The sequence below is a fragment of the Kribbella sp. NBC_01510 genome (genome assembly GCF_045040325.1).
Classification (GTDB): Bacteria; Actinomycetota; Actinomycetes; order Propionibacteriales; family Kribbellaceae; genus Kribbella.
Window position 1 is genome coordinate 4,387,910 of the sequence record NZ_CP109418.1, and the last position, 20,086, is coordinate 4,407,995.

23 protein-coding genes are annotated in these 20,086 nt (G+C 68.2%); 12 read left to right on the plus strand and 11 right to left on the minus strand.

Annotation, left to right across the window (positions count from 1 at the left end; genetic code table 11):
- The first annotated feature begins 31 nt into the window (after nucleotides 1-31).
- The 6 genes from OG558_RS21910 to OG558_RS21935 all read left to right on the plus strand — a co-directional run bounded on the left by OG558_RS21910 (nucleotide 32) and on the right by OG558_RS21935 (nucleotide 4,876).
- On the plus strand, nucleotides 32-376 hold the full coding sequence (locus OG558_RS21910; RefSeq protein ID WP_405071941.1) for a PadR family transcriptional regulator: 345 nt from the start codon (nucleotides 32-34) through the stop codon (nucleotides 374-376).
- Entirely contained in the window at nucleotides 358-948 is a 591-nt protein-coding gene (locus OG558_RS21915; RefSeq protein ID WP_405071942.1) for a permease prefix domain 1-containing protein, read from the plus strand. The genes OG558_RS21910 and OG558_RS21915 overlap by 19 nt, the downstream gene beginning before the upstream one ends.
- A 340-nt stretch (nucleotides 949-1,288) precedes the next feature.
- A complete protein-coding gene (locus OG558_RS21920; protein WP_405071943.1) occupies nucleotides 1,289-2,140 on the plus strand; it encodes an alkylmercury lyase family protein in 852 nt (283 codons plus the stop codon).
- A gap of 133 nt (nucleotides 2,141-2,273) precedes the next feature.
- A complete protein-coding gene (locus OG558_RS21925) occupies nucleotides 2,274-2,567 on the plus strand; it encodes a hypothetical protein (protein ID WP_405071944.1) in 294 nt (97 codons plus the stop codon).
- Nucleotides 2,568-2,924: 357 nt separating this feature from the next.
- Nucleotides 2,925-3,848, plus strand: coding sequence for a phosphotransferase family protein (locus tag OG558_RS21930; protein WP_405071945.1), 924 nt, complete (start codon nucleotides 2,925-2,927; stop codon nucleotides 3,846-3,848).
- 134 nt (nucleotides 3,849-3,982) lie between these two features.
- Nucleotides 3,983-4,876: a methyltransferase domain-containing protein gene (locus OG558_RS21935; RefSeq protein WP_405071946.1), complete on the plus strand. Its 894-nt coding sequence runs from the start codon at nucleotides 3,983-3,985 to the stop codon at nucleotides 4,874-4,876.
- Between the two features lie 105 nt (nucleotides 4,877-4,981).
- Here OG558_RS21935 and OG558_RS21940 read toward each other — a convergent pair whose 3' ends face one another.
- Nucleotides 4,982-5,857 carry an NAD-dependent epimerase/dehydratase family protein gene (locus tag OG558_RS21940; protein ID WP_405071947.1) on the minus strand — a complete coding sequence of 292 codons (876 nt, stop codon included), beginning with the start codon at nucleotides 5,855-5,857 and terminating at the stop codon, nucleotides 4,982-4,984.
- Nucleotides 5,858-6,190: 333 nt separating this feature from the next.
- Between OG558_RS21940 and OG558_RS21945 the strand changes: the two genes are divergently transcribed.
- Nucleotides 6,191-7,144 carry a LysR family transcriptional regulator gene (locus OG558_RS21945; RefSeq protein ID WP_405071948.1) on the plus strand — a complete coding sequence of 318 codons (954 nt, stop codon included), beginning with the start codon at nucleotides 6,191-6,193 and terminating at the stop codon, nucleotides 7,142-7,144.
- Here the strand turns inward: OG558_RS21945 and OG558_RS21950 are convergent.
- The 8 genes from OG558_RS21950 to OG558_RS21985 are packed head-to-tail and all read right to left on the minus strand — an operon-like array spanning nucleotide 7,128 to nucleotide 15,149.
- Nucleotides 7,128-8,312: a vWA domain-containing protein gene (locus OG558_RS21950; RefSeq protein WP_405071949.1), complete on the minus strand. Its 1,185-nt coding sequence runs from the start codon at nucleotides 8,310-8,312 to the stop codon at nucleotides 7,128-7,130. The two genes, OG558_RS21945 and OG558_RS21950, sit on opposite strands and share 17 nt — an antisense overlap.
- Nucleotides 8,302-8,976, minus strand: a complete 675-nt coding sequence (locus tag OG558_RS21955) for an SRPBCC family protein (RefSeq protein ID WP_405071950.1) — start codon at nucleotides 8,974-8,976, stop codon at nucleotides 8,302-8,304. The genes OG558_RS21950 and OG558_RS21955 overlap by 11 nt, the downstream gene beginning before the upstream one ends.
- Nucleotides 8,973-9,851, minus strand: coding sequence for an AAA family ATPase (locus OG558_RS21960; RefSeq protein WP_405071951.1), 879 nt, complete (start codon nucleotides 9,849-9,851; stop codon nucleotides 8,973-8,975). Before OG558_RS21960 ends, OG558_RS21955 begins: the two co-directional genes overlap by 4 nt.
- The gene (locus tag OG558_RS21965; protein ID WP_405071952.1) at nucleotides 9,848-10,429 is read right to left on the minus strand and encodes an NTP transferase domain-containing protein; all 582 of its coding nucleotides are present in this window, start codon (nucleotides 10,427-10,429) and stop codon (nucleotides 9,848-9,850) included. The genes OG558_RS21960 and OG558_RS21965 overlap by 4 nt, the downstream gene beginning before the upstream one ends.
- A gap of 5 nt (nucleotides 10,430-10,434) precedes the next feature.
- The gene (locus OG558_RS21970) at nucleotides 10,435-11,334 is read right to left on the minus strand and encodes an XdhC family protein (RefSeq protein WP_405071953.1); all 900 of its coding nucleotides are present in this window, start codon (nucleotides 11,332-11,334) and stop codon (nucleotides 10,435-10,437) included.
- 7 nt (nucleotides 11,335-11,341) lie between these two features.
- Complete coding sequence (locus OG558_RS21975; RefSeq protein WP_405071954.1) at nucleotides 11,342-13,735, minus strand: aerobic carbon-monoxide dehydrogenase large subunit; 2,394 nt, start codon at nucleotides 13,733-13,735, stop codon at nucleotides 11,342-11,344.
- On the minus strand, nucleotides 13,732-14,262 hold the full coding sequence (locus tag OG558_RS21980) for a (2Fe-2S)-binding protein (RefSeq protein WP_405071956.1): 531 nt from the start codon (nucleotides 14,260-14,262) through the stop codon (nucleotides 13,732-13,734). Before OG558_RS21980 ends, OG558_RS21975 begins: the two co-directional genes overlap by 4 nt.
- The gene (locus tag OG558_RS21985) at nucleotides 14,259-15,149 is read right to left on the minus strand and encodes an FAD binding domain-containing protein (protein WP_405071957.1); all 891 of its coding nucleotides are present in this window, start codon (nucleotides 15,147-15,149) and stop codon (nucleotides 14,259-14,261) included. The genes OG558_RS21980 and OG558_RS21985 overlap by 4 nt, the downstream gene beginning before the upstream one ends.
- Nucleotides 15,150-15,321: 172 nt before the next feature.
- Here OG558_RS21985 and OG558_RS21990 point away from each other — a divergent pair, with 172 nt between their 5' ends.
- Together OG558_RS21990 and OG558_RS21995 are read left to right on the plus strand one after the other, a co-directional pair.
- On the plus strand, nucleotides 15,322-15,636 hold the full coding sequence (locus OG558_RS21990; protein ID WP_405071958.1) for an XdhC family protein: 315 nt from the start codon (nucleotides 15,322-15,324) through the stop codon (nucleotides 15,634-15,636).
- Nucleotides 15,633-16,421, plus strand: a complete 789-nt coding sequence (locus OG558_RS21995; RefSeq protein ID WP_405071959.1) for an XdhC family protein — start codon at nucleotides 15,633-15,635, stop codon at nucleotides 16,419-16,421. The genes OG558_RS21990 and OG558_RS21995 overlap by 4 nt, the downstream gene beginning before the upstream one ends.
- A 35-nt stretch (nucleotides 16,422-16,456) precedes the next feature.
- Here OG558_RS21995 and infA read toward each other — a convergent pair whose 3' ends face one another.
- Both infA and OG558_RS22005 read right to left on the minus strand, forming a co-directional pair.
- Nucleotides 16,457-16,681, minus strand: a complete 225-nt coding sequence (gene infA, locus OG558_RS22000; protein WP_405071960.1) for a translation initiation factor IF-1 — start codon at nucleotides 16,679-16,681, stop codon at nucleotides 16,457-16,459.
- Between the two features lie 2 nt (nucleotides 16,682-16,683).
- Nucleotides 16,684-17,478 (minus strand): GNAT family N-acetyltransferase, encoded by a 795-nt coding sequence (locus OG558_RS22005; RefSeq protein WP_405071961.1) that lies wholly within the window; start codon nucleotides 17,476-17,478, stop codon nucleotides 16,684-16,686.
- 918 nt (nucleotides 17,479-18,396) lie between these two features.
- Here OG558_RS22005 and OG558_RS22010 point away from each other — a divergent pair.
- The 3 genes from OG558_RS22010 to OG558_RS22020 all read left to right on the plus strand — a co-directional run bounded on the left by OG558_RS22010 (nucleotide 18,397) and on the right by OG558_RS22020 (nucleotide 20,081).
- The gene (locus OG558_RS22010; RefSeq protein WP_329474819.1) at nucleotides 18,397-18,855 is read left to right on the plus strand and encodes a carboxymuconolactone decarboxylase family protein; all 459 of its coding nucleotides are present in this window, start codon (nucleotides 18,397-18,399) and stop codon (nucleotides 18,853-18,855) included.
- Nucleotides 18,856-19,261: 406 nt separating this feature from the next.
- Nucleotides 19,262-19,399, plus strand: a complete 138-nt coding sequence (locus OG558_RS22015) for a hypothetical protein (protein ID WP_405071962.1) — start codon at nucleotides 19,262-19,264, stop codon at nucleotides 19,397-19,399.
- Between the two features lie 37 nt (nucleotides 19,400-19,436).
- Entirely contained in the window at nucleotides 19,437-20,081 is a 645-nt protein-coding gene (locus OG558_RS22020; RefSeq protein ID WP_405071963.1) for an alpha/beta fold hydrolase, read from the plus strand.
- Nucleotides 20,082-20,086: the final 5 nt, after the last annotated feature.

Here is a 20,086-nt window from a genome sequence, read left to right on the forward strand (position 1 = left end):
TACCTATCCGCTTGTTGTAGGATAACTACCTATGAGGGCGGATGCGCAAGCCTTGAAGGGTCACCTCGACGTGCTGCTGCTGGCCACGCTCAAGGACGGGCCGCAGCACGGGTACGCGATCAAGGAGGCCTTGCGCGACGGCAGCGGCGGCAGGTTCGACCTGCCCACCGGCACCGTCTATCCGGCGCTGCACCGGCTCGAACGCGCCGGCCTGATCAGCGGCACCTGGTCCGTGGTCGACGGTCGCCGCCGCCGCAGCTACGAACTCACCGCCGACGGCCAACGCAGACTCGACGGCGAACGCGCCAACTGGCGCGAGTTCGCCACCGCCGTCACCACCCTCCTGGAGCCAGGGCCATGGCCGACCACGACCTGATCCGCAGCTACCTCGACGAGCTGGCTCAGCGCCTGCCCGCCGGCACGGTCGAGGAGCTGGCCGACGGCCTCGAGGAGACCTACCGACGCCACCGGTACCGGGGTCTGTCCGCGACGGACGCGGCACGATCGGCCATCGCCGAATTCGGCGATCCGCGGCAGGTCACAACGGCGTTCGCACAGCAGTCCGCGGGCCACCGGACCGCGATCGCGCTCCTTGCCACCGCGCCCGTGTTCGCGCTGCTGTGGGGAACGACCCTGATCACCGCGCGAGCATGGACCTGGCACATCCCACCCGGTGCCGCCGCCATCTACGGCACCATCCTCCTGACCGTCGCGGTGACACTGCTCACGGTCGCAAGGAGCGAAAGCCTAACGACAACGCGGCTCGCGGCTCCTGCGAGTCTCGTACTCATGATCCTCGACGCCGGCATGCTCGGCGTCATCGCCGCAACGACACCCGCACTCACCTGGCCAATGGGACTCGCGGTCCTCGCAAACCTCACGCGCCTCGCGCTCACCGGCCGCAACCTTCCACGCCTCTTCGCCCCACACGCTTCTGGCTCGCTCTGACCTACAGCACTGCGGCCAGCACCGTGTCTCCGGCCTAGCCTCAAGGCACCCCCCAATGTGTGGCGGTCTCCTCCCCGGGACCCCGCACCAACGAATGCCCTGAGCCTCTGCGGGTCGGGGCACTCACTGGATCGGACCACCGTCGCTCGCTCGAGCTGACGACTTCAGTGAATGAACCCGTCCGAGTTCAGCAACGGCGCCCGTTCTGGACGCTACGTGCCCACGCTCGGCGCTGCATCGCCGCAGCTGGTGTTTCGGCTTCGGGACTTGACTCTGTAGTTGGGTCCAGGGTTGAGGATGGGGTTATGCGAAAACCAGCGAGCTGGCCGGCCAGGCCGGTGTGAACGCCGACGCCGACGCCGCTGAGTTCGGCATGGCCGGCTCCCCGACCCTGCTGATCGACGGGCTCGACCCGTTCGCCGCCGCCGGCGACGACTGCGGCTGCGGGGTTTCGTGCCGCCTCTACCGCGACCGCGAAGGGCGAATCGTGCCGGCGCCGTCAGTCGAGCAGTTGCGCGTCGCGATCACGGCAGCCGATCAGACTCACGACACCACCACTCCCGGGGAGGTGCTGAGCGCGTGGCGGACCCGCGCCCTGCCGCTGGACCCCACCGAGAAAGCGGTGCAGCATGCGATCCTGCGCACGTTCGCCACCACCGGGCACCCGCCCACACCCAGTGACCTCGACGCCCTCACCGCCGACAGCGGCCGCGGCACCACCGACATACTCACCGCACTGCACGACGTCGACGCGATCCAGCTGGCTCCGAACGGCCGCATTGCGCTGGCCTACCCGTTCTGCGCGACGCCGACCCGCCACCGTGTCCGCATCGATAACCGGGTCGACGTCTACGCGATGTGCGCGATCGACGCACTCGGCATTGCCGCCATGCTCGACCAAGACACCCGGATCGAGTCCTTCGACGTCACCACCGGCGAACAAGTCACCGTCACCACAACTGCCGGCCGAGCCGTCTGGGAACCGGTCGGTGGGGTGGTGTTCGTTGGCGCCGACAGAGGAGGCGGGCCATCGGCCGACTGCTGCTGCGACTACCTCAACTTCTTCGCCAGCACCGCGGCCGCCGAAGCCTGGACCACCGACCACCCGCAGGTTCCAGGCCAGATCCTCAACCAGGCCGAAGCCGAGGAACTCGGCAACCGCCTGTTCGGGCACCTGCTCACGACAGCCTGACCGGGCTACGGCAACCGCCGGTCGATTCGTCGCAACAGGCCACCGATCACCGGAAGCTCGTGCCAGCGGTGGCCGATCACCGCGCTCCAAGTCCTAAGCTCGAAGTAGGTCACCAACCAGCGAGGTGGAAGCGATGTTGACGCGAACTCCCCAGTTACGGATCTCCGGGCACGGTGCAGTCCTGCGCCTCAGGCACCGCGGCAGCTGGCAGCGCGATCCAATCCAGGCGGTCCAGGAATGCTGCCGAGCGTCGATCGCGCTCGACAAGGCGCTCGGCGAAGCTGTCCGAGAAGCCCTCGCGACAGGCGCCTCATGGCGCGACATCGGACTGGCGCTCGGCGTCACGGACAACGCCGAAACAGACCAAGACGTCATCAACGCCCTCGGTCAGGCAAAGCGCGCCGTCTGGAGCCGGTTCTGGAAGTAGCCCTCGCCGGCGCATCACCGGCGGTTGACAGAGTTCAGTGGAGAAAGCCGTCCCACTTCAGCTCGTATCTCGAACCGCCCGCATGCCGTTGGGCCCGGGGAATTGTTCTTCGGCCCGGGCCGGTTCCAGCGCTACCGGCCCGAGGAGATCGACGCCCAGCTTGGCCACGATCTCAGTGTTGCTCTAAGCAACTTTCGGTCCACCACGCGAGTGTGTCAGGCCGGTTGCGCCGCCGAACTGCTGCCCGCTTCCGGCAGGTGCCCTCCCGGCAGCCCTTCACCAGGCCAACCGGCCTGGTTGCATGCATACCGGGCAATTCCGGTGCATCGATGGACTGTGAGTCCTAGAGTGCGTGGGGTGAGTCTTTCGCATCTCGGTGCGCCGATCGGGCCGATGATCCGGGTCCACGGCGGGTTCGCCAACCGGACGTACCGGCTCGACACCGACCAGGGATCGTTCGCGGTCAAGGAGTTGAACCTCGTCGACCGCCGCTCGACCTACCGCATCGACGACGTGTTCAGGTTCGAGCGGGCGGCCTTCGCCGCCGGCATCCCGATGCCAGAGCCGATCTCGGCCAGCCACGACACGCTCGTGCACCGGTGGGTCGAGGGAAAGAAGATGCCCGAAGCACCGGTGTCGGAGGCGTACGCGCTCGAGATCGGTGAGATTCTCGCGCGCCTCCACGCGTTGGACGTCGAGTGGACCCACGTGTCGATCGAGGACCCGGCACCACGGGACTGGCCCGAGCTCGCCGAGCGGGCGGCGGCGAGCGGACAGCCGTGGGCCGACGAACTCGCCTCCCAGGTCGAGACGCTGCTCGCGATTGCCCACTTCGTCGACACCTGCGAACGGCCAGGCCCCGTTGTACTGACCCACAAGGACATCCAACCGTGGAACCTGCTCGCTCGAGACGGTCGGCCGGTAGTACTCGACTGGGAGCTCTCGGGGATGCTCGACCTGGCCGGTGAACTCGGGTCGAGCGCGCTGAGCCTCGCGAAGGGACCTGGCTTCGACGACATCGAGCCCGCCATCTTCCGCTCGGTCCTCGACGGCTACGTCGCGGGGGGCGGAGCGCTGCCGCCGGCGGGACCGAGCTGGTTCGTGTTCATGATCGGCGGCTGGCTGGGGCACACAAGGTGGAACATCCTCCGTTGCCTGGCCGGTGTCGAGGCGGGCACAGGCCCTGACCTCGCGCTGTCGCACGAGTCCGTGCGCAACGGCGTACGCGGCCTACCCGACATGTTCGGCCGACTTCCCGAGCTCGAGACGCTGCTCGTGTGACAGTGACCCGCTGCTGTGCTGGTACGCCGCGGTGCAGAACCGTGCTGTAGGACGTGCGGGGTTCGCTGGCTATGTGAGATGTCCCGCTACCGTCGTCGTGGCGCTGGTGGCCTGGGGAGGTTGACCATGTAGTGGTGACCTCTTCGCCCCGCCCGCCGCACGTCGGTGGCCGACCGGATCCGATAGGTGGGACTACCGCGCTCGGTGGAGAGTCCGCTCCCGCCGGCGGGTACCTGCTGGACAACGCGCGCGCCGAGGCGGGCGAGCGATTCGTTTGGCTGGCCGAGCTGTTCGACGGTGTGACGCGCGGGCACTTCGATCGACTGGGGGTCAGGGCTGGCTCGCGCTGCTGGGAGGTTGGGGCCGGTGGCCCCGGTATCCCGGAGGCGCTCGCGGCGGCCGTCGGTCCGACCGGGCATGTGCTGGCCACGGACATCGACCCGTCGTGGCTGAAGGCAGGCGACGGGTACGAGGTGCGCCGGCACGACGTCGCCGCTGATCCGCCTCCGGAGCCGGGGACGTTCGATCTGGTGCACGCCCGGCTCGTGCTGGTCCATGTACCCGACCGGGCTCGGGCGTTGGCAACGATGGCGGCAGCGCTACGGCCCGGCGGCTGGCTGCTGGTCGAGGACGCCGATACCGCTCTGCAGCCACTGGCATGCCTGGACGACAGCGGCCCTGCGCAGCAGCGGGCCAATCGGCTGCGCGACGCGGTGCGGGAGCTGTTGACGCGCCGCGGCGCAGACCTTCGCTACGGCCGGACACTGCCGCGGGCATTGCGTGAGGCCGGGTTGATAGATGTCGCCGCCGCGGGCTCTTTCCCGGTCGGCGGGCTGGCCTGCGACCGGCTGGAGGCGTCGACTATCCGGCACGTGCGCGGCGAACTGCTCGCGGCCGGCCTGGCCGACGACGCCGAGATCGACGCGCACCTGGCCGCCATCGACGCGGGCGAACTCGACCTGACACTCGCGCCGCTGATCTCGGCCTGGGGACGCCGTCCAGCCGAGCACCCGCCGGCACTCGGCTAGGTGCGGATCCAGGCGCTGTCCGACCTGCCCTGCAGCGCTAAGGAGTTGACCTAGGGCTGGTGTGCTCACCAGACGCGCCGTCGAGGGCTGGATGTCAGCGGAGGCTCAGGCCGGGATGCGGCCTGGGGCCCAGAGTGCGCCGACGTCTTCCCCTGCTGCTTCGCGTCGTTGCAGGTCGGTGATGAACTCGACGAAGTCGTGCTCCGGGCGCCAGCCGAGCAGGTCAGCCGCCTCGCTGAGGTCGTGCTGCTCGACGCTGTCCGGCAGCGCGAGCCCGTGGCGTTCGATCAGTGCCGCTGCGCCCGGCATCCGTGACTCCGACCACTCGGCACCGTGCGCGGCGAAGTCGGCGCGGACCTCCTCCGGCATCCCGTGGTCGCTGTGCACGATCGTACGGAACAGGTCGAAGCGGTGCGCGAGGGCGGCCTCGGTCGCGGCGGCCGTCGCGGTCGCGATATCGCGTACGTCGACGCCGTTCCGCAGCAGCCGCTCGCCCCAGCGCAGGTAGGGCTCGGGCACGAAGCCGTGGTAACGCAGGAGCGCGACCGAGGCCCCGGTGCTCTCCTGGTACATCCTCCAGAGATCCTCGCCGAGGACCTTGGTGACGCTGTAGACGCTGTCCCAGCCGTACGCCATCGAGGAGGCGAAGACGACACTGCGGATGCCGGCCGCCCGGCATGCTTGGACGACGTTGAAGGTGCCGTCGACGTTGACCGCGAAGATCGTCGCGTCGCTGACGCCCGGGCGGTGTGCGTTGTGCCAGGCCGCGAGGTGTACGACTGCGTCGCAGGCCTCCACCGCCTCGAGCACGTCGGTCGGCGTGCGGGTGTCGCAGCGCACGAATTCGCCGATCGCGGCGTCTGCGGGATCGGGCGAGGGGGTGACGTCCGCGCGCCGCACGTGATGGCCTGCCGCGGCGAGCCGTCGGGAGACCTCCCGTCCGGCGACGCCTGATGCTCCGGTGACCAGGACGGTGCTCATTCGGATCCTCCACGTCAAGTCGGGAAGGATTTGCGGGGCGAGGCTACCGGGAGGGGCGGCCGCCGAGTCGAGGGGCCGGGACGAGTACGTCGATCGAGAAGGTCGCAATTGGTGGTGGGTTCCCCGGCCACGGTCCGGCCGGGCGCCTCACAGTCGGAACATCCCCTTGACGGCCGGGGAACCCACCGACAACCTCAGCACGGGAGCTTGTGCCAAGACAACCGGCTGACAGTATTCGGACAGGCCGCGAGAGCCGAGTCCGTCCGGATGTCGCAGCCGTGCGACATCAGGTTCGCGGCGAAACGTGTGTCGCGGTTCTACGATGGCGACACGATGACGCCTACTCAGCTCCGCGCGTTCTCAGCGGTTGTCCGCCTCGGCTCGGTGAAGGCCGCGGCCGGTGAACTCAACGTCACCGAGGCGGCCATCTCTCTGCACGTCGCCCAGTTGCGCAAGGAACTCGGGGATCAATTGTTCACCCGCACGCACTCAGGGCTGGCATTCACGCCTGGCGGCTTGCGACTGGCCAGCCGCGCCGTGGAGCTGCTCGGGTTGCAGAACCGGACGATCCAGGAGGTCAGCCAGGCTGGGCGCGGGCGCCGGTTGATGCGGATCGCGGCTTCGACGTTGTTCGCCGAGCACGCGGCGCCGGGCCTGATCGGACTGTTCGCCGGGCGGGCTGACGATCTGGATGTCGAGCTGAGTGTCCATCATCCGCGCGAATTCGCCGCTCTGTTGTCCGAGCGTGCGGTGGACGTTGCCCTCGGTCAGGTACCGCCCGGGCTGCCCGAGTCGATCCGCCGGATCCCGTTCCTGAACTACCGTCTCGTCGTGGTCGCCGCCGGCGACCATCCCGCCGCCATCGGCCCGGCCCGGCCTTCGATGCTGCGCGAGCAGACGTGGTTGCTCGGCCCGTCGGCAGTCACCGGCGGTGCGGTCACTGCGATGCTGCACAAGCTGGAGATCCCCGAGTCGCGGCAACGGATCTTCCAGAGCCACGCGGCGGCGATCGAGGAGGCCAAGCGCGAGCGCGGTGTCGCGGTGGCGTTGTCGTCCGCGGTTGCCGGTGATGTGTCCGGTGGCCGACTGGTGATCGTCAACGGTCGGGGACTGACGATGAATGGGGTGTGGACTGCGATGACACTGCCGGTGCACGCCGTCATACCGGCCGCGGCCGAATTGACGCGTTTCATCACCACGCCGCGAGCTACTCGGGCGATGTTGCGTGGGTCGGGGGTGACGATCGGCCATTTCCGCCCGTCGATCCACGTCACCTTGTGGAGCTGACCACCTCGGCGAGTGCGTCGAGAGTGTTGCCAGGGAGCAGAGCGTCGCAGTAGGGCAGGGCGGCGACCAGCGCGCCGGTGAGCGGCTGATAGTCGGGAGATGCGACGCGCGGGTTCATCCAGACCACCCGGTGGGCGCGGCGGGCCAATCTGGCCATCGCGCGAGCCAGTTGCGCCGGGTCGTCGCTGTCCCATCCGTCGGAGGCGATGATCACCACCGCGCCACGGATGATCGTGCCGTAGCGAGACCGGAGCAGGGCGCTGAGGTTGGTCGCGATCCGGGTTCCGCCGAAGCGGTCCGCAACCAGCCGCGTCGCCTGGTCGACGGCTACGGAGACATCGCGGTGTGCGAGTACGGCGGTGAGCCGGGTCAGCGTGGTGCCGAAGGCGAACACCTCCGCGTTCGCGGTGACCGTTGCCGCGCGCATCAGATGCAGGTACGGGGTGATGAAAGGCTGCATCGACTGGCTGACGTCGCACAGCATGACCAGTCGCCGCGGTTTGCGCACCGGGCCGGTGCGGACGAGTTCGGTCGGCTCCCAGCCAGTCCGCCGTGAGCGCGCCATGGTGGCGCGAAGGTCGATCGTGGCGCCGCTTCCACGCCTGGTCATCCGGCGGGTACGCCGGGTCGGCCAATGCTCGCGAGCACTTTCGAGCCAGACACCGACCGCCGCCAGCAGATCCGGGTCGAGGGTGTCGAACGGGGTGTCGTGGAGGCCGGCCAGCGCGCTCGGAAGCCGCTCGGGGACGGTGAGTCCGGTACTCGCCTCCACCGTCCGGCCGCTGAGCGCGGGCAAGGTGATCCACGGCAGGCCGTCTGTGTCGTGGCCGTCCGGAAACGGTGGCGTCGCGCTGCTCGTGGCGCGGTCCGGCGCGGACCCGGGCGGTCGGCGCCGAGCCTGCGGATCGGCCGGGAGGACGGCGTCTGCGAAGACGGAGGCGAACACCCTGTCGTACTTGTCCAGATCTTGGCGATGACGAACCAGGGTCACACGACCGAGCCAGTACAGTCGGCGCCGGTCGGGTGTCGGATGCGCAGCCAGTGCCTCGGTGAAGATCTCGGTCGCGGTCAGGTCGACTGTCACTCCCGCCGCTCGCAGCCGCTCCGAGAACGCCACGGCGAAGGCCGCGCGGTCGACCGCGCGGAACAGGACGGCATCACCGGACAAGGAAGTAGATCACCACCGCCACCACGACGATCCCGACGACCACCGGCACCGTCCGCCGAGCCACAGATCCACCCGCGAACCGCATCAGGTCGAGCGGTGCCGGCTCTTCGACAGTCGCTTCAGCGGTGCGCGACCCCGGCCCACCCGCAGCTCCGTCCGGAGACACCGACTCCACTTTTCGCACTTCGCCCGTGGATGCCGCGGCGCCCGCGCTGAGAACGCCTGCCACGAGTTTGGATTCCAGACAGGTGGTGAACTCGCCGAGTAGCTTCTCCGAGACCTGCTTGATCATGGTGCTGCCGAACTGCGCGACCTTGCCGGAGATCGTTAGGTCGGTGTCGACGGTCACCAGCGTGCCGGTCTGGTGCGGCTCGAGGTCGGCAGTGATCCGGGCGGACGCGTTGCCGGCCCCGCGAAAGTCCTTGCCCTTGGCATCGATCACCGCGTGGTGGGTGGCGTCGTCCTTGGCCGCGAAGCGGGCGGTGCCGGCGAAGTCGCTGATGACCGGACCGAGCTTGACCCGGACCTTGCCCAGGTACGTCTCGCCGTCGAACCCGGTCAGGCTCGCGCCTGGCATGCACGGCGCGATCGCCTCGAGGTCGGTCAGCACCGCCCAGGCCTCGGCGGGCGGCACGCTCACGGTGAACTCGTGGGTGATCTTCATGCTGTCCCCTCGCTCGGTGCGAGCAGTTCGGTCATGGCGTCCACGTCGTCAGGTGACTTGGCGATCGCCGACAGCGTCCGGAGTGCGTCGTCGCGGCCGAGTGAGGTCACGCCGAGCGCGTTGAGCGCCGCAACCCAGTCGATCGTCTCGGCCAGTCCGGGCGGCTTGTCGAGGTCGAGTTGGCGCGCTCGGCCGACGAAGTCGGCGGCGCTCTGCACCAGCGCGTCGGCGGCGGCCGGTATCCGGCGCCGGACGATGCGGACCGCACGGTCTGCGGAGGGGAACTCGATCCAGTGGTACAGGCAACGGCGCCGCAGCGCATCGTGGAGTTCACGGCTCCGGTTCGACGTGAGGACGACGTACGGCGGTCGCGCGGCCGCGAACGTACCCAGCTCCGGGATCGTCACCGACGCCTCACCGAGGAACTCCAGCAGCAGCGCCTCGAACTCGTCGTCGGCGCGGTCGATCTCGTCGAGCAACAACACCGGCGGTACCGGCCCGGATGCGGTCACACTCCGGAGGATCGGACGCTCGATCAGGAACTCGGTCGTGAACAGGTCGGCTTCCTGCAACTTGTCGTGCCGGGCTTCGGCCAGACGGATCGCCAGCAACTGGCGCTGGTAGTTCCACTCGTACAAGGCTTCTCGCGCGGTGAGACCTTCGTAGCACTGTAGCCGGATGAGCGTCGTACCAAGAACGGTTGCCAAAGTCAGCGCGGACGTGGTCTTGCCGACGCCGGGCTCACCTTCGAGGAGGAGCGGACGTGGCAGGGTCGATGCGAGGTACAACGCCGTAGCGGTTCCCTCGTCGAGCAGGTGTCCGGCCTCGTCGAACCGTGTGACCACCTCCTCGGGGTCCCGGAACGGCGCCGTCATCGGCCAGTCCCTTGGGCCAGCAGGCGCTCGTAGTCCGCCCAGGTGTCCACGTCCGCCGGCACCGCTGTGTCCACGGCCACCTCCACGACCGCGTGACGTCCCGACTCGATCAACTTCCAGACACCCTTGTCTCCGTGCAGTTCGGCGAGCTGCGGAAAGACCGATCGCGCGAACCAGAACGGATGGCCGATCCCGTCGCGATATCGGCAGACGGCGATCGGTGCGTCCACGCGCGCCACCGACCGCGCCGCGTGGACGGAGATTCCGGGCTGGTCGCCGAGCAGAAGTACGATGCCCGCCGACCGATCGTCGACCGCATCCAGCGCCGACACGATCGACGACGAACAGCCGGTGCCGTACGACGCATTGAGCACCACCGCGGCCCCGGTCAGGTCGACCGCGTCGCGGACTTGCTCCGCGGCACCACCCAGGGTGACGAGCAACTGGTCGAACAGGCAGCCCCTCGCGGTTCGCAGTACTGCGTCCAGCAGCGTCGTACCTCGATACTGGAGAAGTTGCTTCGGCTGACCGAGCCGGCTCGATCCGCCCGCGGCGAGTACCAGTCCGGTGACGAACATGCCGCTCAACCCGTGACCTGCGCGGCGTAGGCGTCACGGCAGACGGGACCGCAGAACCAGTAGGTGGTGCCGTCGACTTCCAGGTGCGGAGTGTCAGGCTTGATCACCACGGGCATCCCGCAGACCGGATCCACCACCTGTACGGCGACGTCCTTCGCCGCGGCGGTAGCTGCGGGGACCGGCCGGAGACCATCCCGCCGCATCGAGCGGACGATGTCGGCCAGCACAGCCACAGCGATCTCCCCAGGGGTGTCCGCCCCCAGCTCGAGGCCGACGGGTGTCCGGATCCGGGTTCGCTCCTCGTCGGTCAGGCCGAGCTCCGCGATCACCGCACGACCACGCTTGCCGCTGGCAACCAAACCGACGAAGTCGACGCCGGCGTCCAGTGCCGCCCGGAGCGGGGCCGTCTCGTCCCGGCCGAGGCCGGCCACGACGACGGCCAGAGTGCCCGGCGACGGTGGCTTGGTCCCGTCGAGCCGGTCGATGGCGAAGCCGGCCGCAGCTCCGACCGTGGCGATCGCCTCGGAGATCGGAGTCGACCCCGAGACTCCGAGCAACGGCGGTGGGATCTGTGGTTGCAGGAAGATCTCCAGCGCGCCACCACTCAGGCACGGGTTGGTCGTCACCACAGCTCCAGGCGCCTCTGGAAACGCGTCCGCGTCCGTGGGAATCACCCGCAGCAGAACAGCACGGCCGTCGGTGAGGGCGGACAGCGACGCCGACACCACCGACCCCTCGGCGCAGACGCCGCCCACGAATCCTTCCAGCGACCCGTCCGCAAGGACGATCGCGTCATCGCCCGGATGCGCCGAGGTTGGGTGCTCGGCGCGCACCACGGTCGCGTGCACGAACGGCACACGGGCCCCCGTGAGTTCGGCGATCCGGTCCGCGACGGGTGTCTTCATACCCACCTCACACCGGGGGCCGCGGGTGGCCCTGCATCGCGTCCCAGACTCGTGATGGCGTCAGTGGCATGTCCGCGTGCCGGATCCCGAACGGCTTGAGCGCGTCCACGACCGCGTTGACGATCGCCGCCGGCGACCCGACGGTGGCGGATTCACCGATGCCCTTCGCGCCGATCGGATGGTGCGGTGACGGGGTCACGGTGTAGCCGGTCTCCCAGTCGGGGACCTCCAGCGCGGTCGGGATGAGGTAGTCCATCAGGGACCCGCCGAGGCAGTTGCCGTCCTCGTCGAAGGCGATCATCTCCATCAGCGCCATGCCGACCCCGTCGGTGAGACCGCCGTGGACCTGACCCTCGATGATCATCGGGTTGATCCGGGTCCCGCAGTCGTCCACCGCGACGAAGCGGCGTACCTTGACCTGCGCGGTGCCGGGATCGATGTCGACGACGCAGATGTAGGCGCCGTACGGGTAGGTGAGGTTCTCGGGGTTGTAGCAGATCTGGGCTTCCAGGCCGCCCTCGATGCCGTCGGGCAGATCACCCGCGCCGTGGGCTCGCATCGCGATGTCCTGGATGGTGACCGCCGACCCCGGATCGCCCTTCACGTGGAACGATCCCTTGGTCCACTCCAGGTCGGCGACCGAGACCTCGAGCATCCCGGAGGCGATGATCCTGGCCTTGTCCCGCACCTTGCGCGCGACCAGGGCGGCTGCCGCCCCGGAGACGGGGGTGGAGCGGCTGCCGTACGTGCCGAGCCCGAACGGTGTGTTGTCGGTGTCGCCGTGCACCACCTCGATGTCGTCGGGTGGGATGCCGATCTCCTCGGCGACGATCTGCGCGAACGTCGTCTCGTGCCCCTGGCCCTGTGTCTTCACCGACAGCCTGACCACGGCCTTGCCGGTCGGGTGCACCCGCAGTTCGCAGCCGTCGGCCATACCGAGGCCGAGGATGTCCATGTCCTTGCGCGGCCCGGCGCCGACGGCTTCGGTGAAGAAGGAGACGCCGATACCCATCAGTTCGCCTCGGGCCAACCGTTCGGCCTGCTCGCGGCGCAGATCGTCGTACCCGGCCAGCTCCATCGACAGCCGCATCGTCTTCTCGTAGTCGCCGGAGTCGTACACCCAGCCGGTCTTGCTGTGGTACGGGAACTGCTCGGGCCGGATGAAGTTCCGCAGCCGCAGCTCGACCGGATCCATCTGCAGGTCGTACGCCAGACAGTCGACCAGCCGCTCGACCAGGTAGACCGCCTCGGTGATCCGGAACGAGCAGGCGTACGCGACACCACCCGGTGCCTTGTTGGTATAGACGGCGGTCATCTTGCAGTACGCCGCCTCGATGTCGTAGCTGCCGGTGAACACACCGAAGAAGCCGGCCGGGTACTTCACCGGAGCCGCCGTACCGTTGAACGCCCCGTGGTCGGCCAGCACGTTGGTCCGGATGGCGAGGATCTTGCCGTCCCGCGTCGCTGCGATCTCACCGCGCATGATGTAGTCCCGGGCGAACCCGGTGCTGATCAGATTCTCCGACCGGTCCTCCATCCACTTGACCGGCTTGCCGAGCACGATTGACGCGACGATCGCACACACATACCCGGGATAGATCGGGACCTTGTTGCCGAAACCGCCGCCGATGTCCGGGGCGATCACCCGGATCTTGTGCTCGGGCAGGCCGGATACGAGTGCGTAGATGGTCCGGTGCGCGTGCGGCGCCTGGCTCGTCGTCCACAGTGTCAGCTTGCCGTCGACGCGGTCGAAGTCCGCGACGCACCCGCACGTCTCCATCGGGGCCGGGTGGACCCGTGGGTAGACGATGTCCTGGGTCACCACCACGTCGGCCCTGGACATCACCTCCTCGGTGGCGGCGGCGTCTCCGGTCTCCCAGTCGAAGCAGTGGTTGTTCGTCTTGCCGTCCAGATCGTCGCGGATGACCGGCGCCTCCGGAGCCAGTGCGGTCCGGGCGTCCACGACAGGCGGCAGCGGGTCGTAGTCGACATCGATCAGCTCGAGCGCGTCCCGGGCGGAGTATCGGTCCTCGGCGACGACGACCGCGACCTCCTGGCCCTGGAACCGCACCTTGTCGGTGGCCAGCACCGCTTGGACGTCGTTCGAGAGCGTCGGCATCCAGGCCAGACCTTTGGCCGCGAGATCGGCGCCGGTGATGACGGCTTTCACCTTCGGATGTGCCTGTGCGGCGCTGACGTCGATGCTCACGATCCGCGCGTGCGCCAGCGGTGATCGCAGGACGGCGAGATGCAGCATGCCGGGCAGCTGGATGTCGTCCACGTACTTGCCCAGGCCGCGGATGAAGCGCGGATCCTCCTTGCGCAGCATCCGGCCGTGCCCGAGCGGCTTCTGGTCGTTGTTGGCGAACGTCTCGGCGGGACGGGTCGGTGTCGTGGTCATGCGGGGCTCCCGGCGGGTTCAGGCTCGGACGCGGGTTCGCCCGCGTCGGCGGGTTGTGCGCCGTCGGGATGGGTGGCGGCCCAGCGGATCGACCGGACGATGGTCGCGTAACCGGTGCAGCGGCAGATCTGACCCGAGATCGCTTCGCGGATCTCCTGCTCGGACGGGTCCGGGTTGCGGTCGAGCAGTGCCCGGGCGGTCATCATCATCCCCGGGGTGCAGAAGCCGCACTGCAGTCCATGGCATTGCATGAAGCCTTGCTGGACCGGATCAAGTCCGTCCTCGGTCTCCAGTCCTTCGACGGTACGTACGTCGTGTCCGCCGGCCATCGCGGCGAGCACCGTGCACGACTTCACCGGCTCGTCGTCCATCCACACCACACAGGTACCGCAATTGCTGGTGTCACAGCCCCAGTGCGTCCCGGTCAGCCGCAGGTGGTCCCGGAGGAAGTGCACGAGCAGTGTCCGGCCCTCGATCTCGGCCGAGACCTCCTCGCCGTTCACGGTCATCGTCACCTGCATGGTCATGCCCCCTCTTCTGCGGAGCGTTCGACGTACCGCTGCACGGCCGTCCGCAGCGCGCGGGTGGTCAGCTCCGCGGCCAGGTGTCGCTTGTACTCGGCGCTGCCGCGCATGTCGGTGACGGGTTCGCTCGCCGCCGCGGCAAGCTCGCCGGCCTGCCGGAACAGCTCCTCGGACGGCGGGTTACCGCGCAGTGCCGCAGAGATCGCTGGGATGCCGGTCGTGTTCGGCCCGACAGCGGTCAGGCCGACCCGGGCGTCGGCGATCACGCCGTCGGTGATCCAGACCGCCGCACCAGCAGACACGACCGCCCAGTCACCAGCTCGGCGCTCGACCTTGTAGTACGCACTGGAGCCGCCCGGCCGGATCGGGAACCGCACCTCGGTGAGGATCTCGCCGTCACCGACAGCAGTTTCGTACGGGCCGCGGTAGAACTCGTCCATCGTGACCAATCGGGTTCCGGACGGTCCCCGGATCAGGCAGCTCGCGTCCAGCGTCGTACAGACGGCGGACAGGTCCTCGGACGGATCGGCCTGGCAGAGCGATCCGCCGATCGTGCCGCGGTTGCGGACCACGGGATCGGCGATCACCCGCTCGGCGTCGGCGAAGATCGGAAACAGCTCGGCCAGCTCAGCCGACTCCAGCAGTTCGCGGTGACGGGTCATCGCGCCGACCCGCACCTCGTTCGGCATGACGGCGATCCGGCCCAGCTCGTCGTGCAGATCGTTGATGTCGATCAGGTACTCGAAGTTGGCCAGGCGCAGCTTCATCATCGGGAGCAGGCTGTGCCCGCCCGCGATCAGGCGGGCCGAGCTGCCGAGCCGGTCGAGGAGCTCGACAGCGTCGTCGACACTAGTTGCGCGCTCGTACTCGAATGGTGCTGGAACCTGCATACCGGGCTCCTTCGTCGACGCGGATATCTCGATGTCACCGCGCCGCGGCTGCACTGTCAACGATCACCTAAGACATCCCTTAGGTGCTCAGGCGTGCGTTGCACCGGACAATCGTGCGCAGCCTTGCGCAGCGCCCTCCCGCGCTAGCTTCGAGGGACGGGAAGGAGGCGGGATGCGCGATCTGCTCGACGACATCGACCGGTGGCGAGCCGACGGCCGGGCCGTCGTACTCGCCCGGGTCGTGGACCTGGAAGGCTCTGGGCCGCGCGGACCCGGCGCCGCGATGGCGGTCAACGATCGGCTGGAGGTCACCGGATCGGTCTCCGGCGGCTGTGTCGAGGGCGCTCTGGTGACCGCAGCCGAAGAGGTGTTCAAGACCGGTGAGCGCTCGGTCCACACGTTCGGGTACTCCGACAGCGAGGCGTTCTCCGTTGGCCTGACCTGTGGCGGCACGATCCACGTGTTCGTCGAGCCGCTCGATTGGTGAGCAGCGTGTACGCCGAACTTGCCGAGGCACTGCGCACCCGGCGGCCCGTCGTCCTCGTCACCGTCATCGACGGGCCGGGGACTGGAGCCAAGGTGCTCATCACAGCCGAGGGCCAACGCTTCGGGAGCCTCGGCGGCAGGCAATTGAATGAACGAGTGGGACGGGATGCGCTCGGTGCGCTGGCGGCTGGATTGACCGGAGTGCGGCACTACGGACGGCACGGAGAGCCTGCCCAGACCGAGCTCACCGTCTTCGTGGAGTCGTTCACGGCGCCTCGGCGCATGATCATCTTCGGCGCCGTCGACTTCGCCGCGGCGCTGGCGCAGGCGGCCACATTGCTCAAGTACTCCGTGACGGTGTGCGACGCGCGGCCCATCTTCGCGACACAGGCGCGGTTTCCGCAGGCCGACGAGGTCGTCGTGGACTGGCCGCAGCGGCTGCTCGCCCGGATCGGGTCGAGCCTGACCTCGCGGGACGCCGTCTGCGTGCTCACCCATGATGCGAAGTTCGATGTACCGGCGATCGTCGCCGCGTTGGGCACGGACGTCGGCTATCTCGGCGTGATGGGCAGCCGCAGCACCCATCAGGACCGGCTGGAGAGACTCCGTTCCGAGGGAGTTCCGGCAGCGGCGCTAGCGAGGTTGCATGCGCCAATCGGTCTGGACATCGGCGCTCTGACGCCCGAGGAGACCGCTGTATCGATCTGCGCCGAGATCATCGCCGAACGAGCTGGGTTGGATGTCATCCGGCCCTTGCACCAGCTGAGCACCCCGATCCACCACTAGCCGCGCTCGGGACTGCCGAGCGCGGCATCGGTGGGTCAGGTTCGGTAGCGGAAGATGATCCGGCCTCGGGTCAGGTCGTACGGGCTGAGCTCCACGAGGACGCGGTCTTCGGGGAGGATCTTGATGTAGTTCTTCCGGATCTTTCCGCTGATGTGGGCGAGGACCTTGTGGCCGTTGGTGAGTTCGACCCGGAAGTTGGCGTTGCGGAGGCACTCGACGACGGTGCCCTCGACTTCGATGCCGCCTGCTGTCCTGGGCATCGTCAGGCCCCTTCCGGCCGGCGGATCAGTTCCAGACTGCCGCCCGTACGGCGTGCGCCGAACCCCTCGAACAGCGCCATCGCGGCCGTGTTGGTCTCGTCGATCTCTGCCGTGGCTGCTTCGAAACCAGAGCGGTGCAGCCCGCCCAGCACTTGACTCAGCAACGCCCGGGCGATGCCGTGCCGTTGCTCGGCCGCCAGTACCGCGACCAGCCCGATGCGCGGGCGCCGGGTCATCGTGGCTACCCGGACCAGCCCGACGTACCGGTCGTCCCGGACCGCGACCGTGTACTTCGATGTGTCGATCGGCCTCGTCCCGCCTTGCCAGGGCAGTACCTCGGCGGGCATCGTCTGCCAGCCGACGGTGGACTCGACCTCGTCGCGAATCGCCTGGTCCAGATCACGCAGCGGAGCCTCGGCCACGTCGTCGGCGGTCGCGATGAGCACCCCTGTCGGTACGGTCGCCCGGGTGAGTCCCGTTGGTACGACGAACTCCGACTCGCGGCGCCACGTCGCGAACCCCGCGCGTACCCAACTGGCCGTGAGGTCGCGGTCGGTCTCGTCGACCACCGTGTACAGCGGTGTCGACTGGTCGGCCAGCATCGCGGCGGCGAGCCGGTCGAAGACGGCGGCGCGCCAGGTGTCGATACTGAGGAAGGTCCGGCCGTCGAGCCGGCGCGAAGCGTGACCACGGCCGACGACGAGGTCGTTCTCCACCGCGTGCCATTGATTCTCGGCGACGCGCGAGATCGTCACCGCGTGGGCACCGAGGCCCGCACTGTTAGGCAAAGAGTTCATAGGTGTTTCCCTTCGGGAGTGCCGAACTTCTGGAGGCGCTCCCGGCGACACCTATGTCAATCGCCCGCCCGTGACCACGAGAGGGGGAGCACCCACTGCGCTACAGCGTTCATGGGTCTCACCTCCAGGCGTGATGTCACGGACCACGGCACGGTACCAACCCGTCCACCGCACCAGCCAACCATTTACGGGCAAGGTGTCCCGAGAGGCTCGGGGAACGGGGAGGAACTCAGGTAATCCGGAGTGACCACTACCCCGAAGCCCGTCCCGGCGGCCAGGTGCGGGGTTCACCCCTGATCTGGTCCCTTCACCCCGGGTATGCGGTGGGTAGAAGGGTGCAGCTGCGAGGTTCTCCCCCGAAATTGCCCCGGGCGGAAGGCGAGTGCGGTAACGACCTCGACGTTTCTTGGCGAGGCACTACTTACCTCAAGCGTCGCCACCGTCAGCCTCGTGGACGGCTGTGCGGACCTGAGCAGGCCAGGGACGGACCGGGTGCGACGGCTCAACTGTCACCTGCGCCGACCGCCGCCGATACACATCGATCTACGCGTGTACCCGTGCAACTCGGCTGGAGCCATACGGGGTACGGCGACGCGGACATGTCCTTTACGGTATGGGTCCGCTGGGGGGCGGCTCAGTGGTTAGGAGTGGTGCTGACAGTACGCAGCGGGGGTACTCGGCGTCCCGGCACTTGACGGAACGGCCGTACCAAGGAACGAGTTAGGCGTGCATCGCCGGTGCGTACGACAGGCCGATGATCGAACCCTCGCTCGACTGGAGCCGAGCGACGTCTGGCCCCAGGCTGGGTGCGCGCCTCTGGAGCAGCCCGAAGCCTTCTCCTTCGGGCTGTCACCTTTCCTCAGCAGGATTCGTCAGTGTGGCGAATCAATTCCATGAGGATCAACGGAGAAGAACAAGATGACTGCCAGGATGAAGAATCCCGCCATGGTGCTTCCGGACGCGATGACGGGAATCCAGAACATCTACAAGGCGATGCACAAGGGCGGAGTCCCGCAGACCACCCTGGAGTTGGTGCATCTGCGTGCAAGTCAGATCAACGGTTGCAGCCCGTGCGTTGACGCCGGGGTGAAGAGCGCGCGGAAGGCCGGGGAGAGTGACGACCGCTTGCTGCAGGTCGTCGCCTGGCGCGAGTCGGACCTGTTCACCGACGCCGAGCGGGCCGCGCTCGCGATGGCCGAGGCCGCGACCCGGCTGGCGGATCACCCGGAGGCGGTGTCCGACGAGATCTGGTCGGAGGCGGCGGACCACTTCGATGAGCAGCAGTTGGCCGCGATCATCCTGATGATCGGGATCACCAACCTGTTCAATCGCCTGAACACCACAATCCGTGAGCCTGCCGGCGCCACCTGGGGCTGAGGTTCGGCGTACTCGCGCAGCCGCGCACGGCGAGGACCAACAGGCCTCGCCGCAGCGGCGGCCTTTCGACTCGAGGATCTGGTGACAGTGGAATCGACGGATCTGATCATTCGCCCACTGAGGCTGGATGTTCTCGACATCGACGACTTCGACCGAGTCGGTCGACTGGCGATTCTTGCCGGGGGCACCTATGTCCTCGCCGAGCACGACATCGCCGGATCCGTGCGTCCACGGACCTGGGAATCGTCCGCGGGCGGACGCTTTCCGACACGAGGGTTGCCCCAACTTCGAGCGCGCTGTACGTCCACACCCCCGGCTGACCGACATCTAGGCAAGGAGACGCCGTACGGTCGAGGAGACGATCGAGCAGTGCCCGCCCTCGTTCGACAACGGGCTGGATCCCCGGTTGCTCGCCGGACTCGCGACGTACCAGCTGCCCCGGCAGACGATGGTCGACCAGTTCCTTGCCCTGTGCCACAACCTGCACAAACTCAACATCCTCGCGATCTACCGCCTGCTCGAAGCTGGTAGATCGCCCAAGTAGATCTGGAAATACCGATGACGATTTCCCCTGCGGATCGGTGGTCCCGGTACTAGAGGAAGCCGGCGCGCACACCATCAGTGTCACGTTGCCCTGGGAGGACGATCCAGGTCTGCACGACCATGTCGCCGGAGTCGTTGGTGCTCTGGACAGCCTGACCGCCGCGGACGACGTCGTACTGGTCGGACACAGCTACGCGGGCCTGGTCGCACGCGAGGCGGCCGACCAGCGGCCGCGGCTGGTTCGTCAGCTGGTTCTCGTGGACGGCTGGGCGGGGGGTGACGGTGCCGGTATGTTCACCCTGGCACCCAAGCCGTTCGTCGATGCCATCCGGCGCAGTGCCGAGGCAAACGTGGATGGTCGATACATCCCCGTGCCGGCCCCGAGCGCCTTCGGTGTCACCGATCCCGACGACGCCACCTGGCTGTCGCAGCGGCTGCTGCCGCAGCCGCTGCGAACGTTCACCGAGGTCACTCGGCTGACCGGCGCCGTCGATCAGATCCCTGGGACCGCCATCTACTGCCGTCCGCAGGCGCATCAGTTCGAGCAACTCGCGCAAGAGATCGGCTACCGGACCGTTGCCATCGACGGTCCGCACGACGTGATGCTCACCCGACCACACGAGCTGGCCGCCCTCCTGCTCGACGCCCATCCGCCTAGGACGGATGGGCCGACGATCGGCTGAAGGCC